The sequence below is a fragment of the Phenylobacterium sp. genome (assembly GCF_036263695.1).
Classification (GTDB): domain Bacteria; phylum Pseudomonadota; class Alphaproteobacteria; order Caulobacterales; family Caulobacteraceae; genus Phenylobacterium.
The window spans coordinates 1-3,874 of record NZ_DATAGM010000395.1 but is presented as its reverse complement, the minus strand read 5'-3'; the positions used below and the strand labels follow the sequence as shown (position 1 = coordinate 3,874).

The window sequence follows — 3,874 nt, the reverse complement described above, 5'->3', positions numbered from 1 at the left end:
GATGTCCTTCGCCGCCACCGCCGCGCTCGTCGCCCTGGCCGAGGCGTGGAACCGGCCGATCCGCGAGATCGAAGCGCCCTGGTGGATCCGGGCGCCTCAGGCGGCCGGCGTCTGGATCGCCGCCAGCGTGGGCGCGAGCTTCGTCGCGGGGCTGGCCACCGGGCCGTTCGCGATGCAGCACTTCAACCGCGTCGCCACCTGGGGCCTGATCGCCAACCTGCTGACCGCGCCGATCTCCTCGTTCGTGATGATGCCGTTCCTGGCGATCGGCGCGTTCTTGACGCCGTTCGGCCTCGGCGAGTGGCCTCTGAAGGCCGCCGGCTGGGCCATCGGGCTGATGACCTCGATCGCTGAGAAGGCCGCCGCCGCCCCAAGCGCCACCCTGATCGTACCCAGCGCCCCGGCCTGGACCCTGCCTGCGGCCTTCGTCGGCATCCTCTGGGTCTGCCTATGGCGCGGGAAGCTGCGCTGGGCCGGTGTTCCCTTCGCCTTCGCGGTCGCACTCACGCCCAAACCGGCGGTCCCCGACGTCTGGATCGCTTCCGACGGTGCGGCGGTGGCGGTGCGTGACGGCAAGCATGCGGTTCTGCTGCGCCCCGACGCCAAGCGCTTCGCGGCGGACCTGTGGGCCCGGCGCCGCGGCCTCTCCGTCGATGAGGCGCCGGAGCGGCTGTTCGACTGCGACCGGTGGACCTGCCGGCCGACCAGCGCGGATCCCGCCCTGAAGATCGCCGCCAGCTTCAGGCGCCGGCCGCTGAAGCCCCAGGAGCGGGATCGGCTCTGCGACGCTGAGGTGATTGTGGTCCGCAGCGTTCCGACCGGCCCCGTCTGCCCGGGCAAGGTGGTGCTGACCGGCGCCGACTTCGCCCGCGGCGGCTCGGTGGAGCTTTGGCGCCGGCCGGACGGCTGGCGCATCCGTTGGGCCCAGGAGATGCGCGGCTGGCGGCCCTGGAGTTGGTCGGCCGACGGCGGCGAGCCAAGCGGGTGAGGGCGCCTAGCTCTAGTGATACCTGCGGATCAGACCGACCAGGCGGCCCTGCACGGCCACCTGGTCGGGGCCGTAGATGCGGGTCTCGTAGGCGGGGTTGGCGGCTTCCAGGGCGATCGAGGCGCCCTTGCGGCGCAGCCGCTTGAGGGTGGCTTCCTCGCCCTGCACCAGGGCCACTACGATGTCGCCGGAGTTGGCGGTGTCGGTCTTGCGGATGACCACGAAGTCGCCGTCCAGAATGCCGGCGTTGATCATCGAATCGCCGCTGATCTCCAGGACGAAGTGCTCGCCGGCGCCGAGGATGCTTTCGGGCACCTGCAGCCGGTCGCGCTCGTGCTGGATGGCCTCGATGGGCGTGCCGGCGGCGATGCGGCCTAGGATCGGCAGCTCGCGCACGTCGTTGGCCGCAACCGGCGCGGAGGCGGGCGCCTCCACCAGCTGGGGCTTGAAGGCGCCGCGGCCTTTCGGCGGGGCCGTCGCGGTGGCCTGCTGGGGCAGCTTGACCACCTCCAGCGCCCGAGCGCGGTGCGGCAGGCGGCGGAGGAAGCCGCGCTCCTCCAGGGCGGTGATCAGGCGGTGGATGCCGGATTTGGACGCCAGGTCCAGGGCGTCCTTCATCTCGTCGAACGAGGGGGAGACGCCGGTCTCCTTGATCCGCTCATGGATGAACATGAGCAGTTCGTGCTGTTTGCGGGTCAACATGGCCGAGGAGCCCTTCGGGAACAAAGCGCCAACTTCAAGGATGTTCTCTAGGTGTTCCTGGTTAATGTCAAGTTACCGCCCCGGCGCAGGTTCGCGCCTGTCATTTCAGCGGTTTAGCTTTCGCGTGGAGTCGCCTGAGCCAGGTCGCCGGCCCGACTCAGCTTGCGCTCTTCTTGCCAGGCTTTGGCCGCGGGCCGCCAAACCAGCAGGGCGCCGAGCGCGCCGCCGGCCGCGCCGGTGACGGCCGAGCTCACGGCCCATGGAGCAGGAGGCGCGGCTGCCTGATAAGGTTGCTGAACCAAGCTGCGCCGCACGTGGGCCGACCTCAATCGGAAGACCAATGTTCCGAGGTCAGCCGCCGAGCAGCGCGCGGGTGGCCGCTTCCACGTCGGGCTGGCGCATCAGGCTCTCGCCGACCAGCATGGCCCGGGCGCCGCAGCGCTCCAGGCGGGCGACGTCCAGGGTGGTGAAGATGCCGCTCTCGGTGACCAGCAGGGCGTCGGCGGGGGCCAGCGGCGCGAGCCGCTCAGTGACGCCCAGGTCGGTCTCGAAGCTTCGCAGGTTGCGGTTGTTGACGCCGACCAGCTTGGCTCCGAGCTTCCTCGCCCGGGCCATCTCGGCCTCGTCGTGCACCTCGACCAGCACGTCCATGCCCCAGCGGCCGGCTTCCGCCATCAAGGACCTGGCGAGGTCGTCGTCGACCATGGCCAGGATGACCAGCACGGCGTCGGCGCCGATGGCCCGACTCTCGACCACCTGCCAGGGATCGACGAGGAAGTCCTTGCGCAGCACCGGCAGCTCGACGGCGTTGCGAGCGGCGACGAGGAACCGCTCGTGCCCCTGGAAGCTCGGCTCGTCGGTCAGGACTGAGAGGCAGGCGGCCCCGCCGAGCTCGTAGGCGCTGGCCAGGATCGGCGGGTCGAAGTCCTCGCGGATCAGCCCCTTGGAGGGGGAGGCCTTCTTGATCTCGGCGATCAGGGCCAGGCGGCCGGGGGCGTGGGCGCCTTCCAACGCGGCGCGGAAGCCGCGCGGCGAGGAGGCGTGCCGGGCGTCCCACTCCAGGTCGGAGAAGGGGATCTTGGCCTTCCGCTCGGCCACTTCCTGGGCCTTGTAGCCGGCGATGCGGTCGAGGATGTCGCTCATGCGTGGGTCGCCGCCGCCAGCTTGTCGAGGGCGCCCTGTGCGCGGCCGTCGTCGATCACCGCGCCCGCCAGCTCGACGCCCTCGCGCAAAGTCTCGACCCGGTCCGAGATCAGCAGGGCCGCCGCGGTGTTCAGCAGCACCACGTCCCGGTACGGCCCCTTGGCGCCGGCCAGCACTTCGCGCAGCGCCCTGGCGTTGTGGGCCGGATCGCCGCCCACCAAGTCCGCCAGCGCCGCCCGCGGCAAGCCGACCGCCTCCGGCGTGATGGTGAAGAGCCGGACCTGCCCCTCGCGCAGCTCGGCCACGTGCGTCTCGCCCGTGGTGGTGATCTCGTCCATGCCCTGGCCGTGGGCCACCCAGGCGCGCTTGGTCCCCAGCGCCCCCAGCACCTTGGCGAGCGGCTCCACCCAGCGGTCGGAGAAGACGCCGAGCAGCTGTCGCTGTGCGCTGGCCGGGTTGGAGAGCGGGCCCAGGAGGTTGAACACCGTGCGGAAGCCCAGCTCGGCGCGCACCGGAGAGACGTGCCGCATGGCGCTGTTGTGGGCCTGGGCGAACATGAAGCAGATGCCGGCCTCGTCCAGCGCCCGGCGGTGCTGGTCCAGGGTGGCGTTGATGTTGACCCCGAGCTCGGTCAGCACATCGGCCGTGCCGGAGCGGGAGGAGAGGGCGCGGTTGCCGTGCTTGGCGACCTTCAGCCCCGCGCCGGCCGCCACGAAGCCGACCGCCGTGGAGATGTTGAGGGTGTGCAGCCCGTCGCCGCCGGTGCCGCAGACGTCGATCACCTCGTAGGGCAGGTCGAGCTTCAGGGCCGCGGCCCGCATGGCCCGGGCGCAGGCGGTGATCTCGCCCACCGTCTCGCCGCGCATCCGCATGGCGGTCAGCGCGGCGGCGATCTGGGCCGGGGTCGGCTCGCCCTGCAGGCAGGCGGTGAAGAAGGTCTGGGCGTCGTCTTCGCTCAGGGTGGCGCCGTCCGCCAGGCGCGAGAGCAGGGGCTTGAAGGCGTCCGACACGGGCGTCAGGCGTGCGCCAGGCGCTGCGCCT

4 protein-coding genes are annotated in these 3,874 nt (G+C 71.5%); 1 reads left to right on the top strand and 3 read right to left on the bottom strand.

The annotated features are described in order from the left end of the window. Positions 1–988, top strand: a 988-nt coding sequence (locus VHK87_RS15945; protein ID WP_329635877.1) for a ComEC/Rec2 family competence protein, incomplete at its 5' end; no start/stop codon positions are given. A gap of 12 nt (positions 989–1,000) precedes the next feature. Here VHK87_RS15945 and lexA read toward each other — a convergent pair. The 3 genes from lexA to trpD form a co-directional block, all read right to left on the bottom strand. Further along, positions 1,001–1,690, bottom strand: a complete 690-nt coding sequence (gene lexA / locus VHK87_RS15940) for a transcriptional repressor LexA (protein ID WP_329635876.1) — start codon at positions 1,688–1,690, stop codon at positions 1,001–1,003. A 351-nt stretch (positions 1,691–2,041) separates the two neighbouring features. Next, positions 2,042–2,833, bottom strand: a complete 792-nt coding sequence (gene trpC, locus VHK87_RS15935) for an indole-3-glycerol phosphate synthase TrpC (protein ID WP_329635875.1) — start codon at positions 2,831–2,833, stop codon at positions 2,042–2,044. Next, positions 2,830–3,843 carry an anthranilate phosphoribosyltransferase gene (gene trpD / locus VHK87_RS15930; protein ID WP_329635878.1) on the bottom strand — a complete coding sequence of 338 codons (1,014 nt, stop codon included), beginning with the start codon at positions 3,841–3,843 and terminating at the stop codon, positions 2,830–2,832. Before trpD ends, trpC begins: the two co-directional genes overlap by 4 nt. Positions 3,844–3,874: the final 31 nt, after the last annotated feature.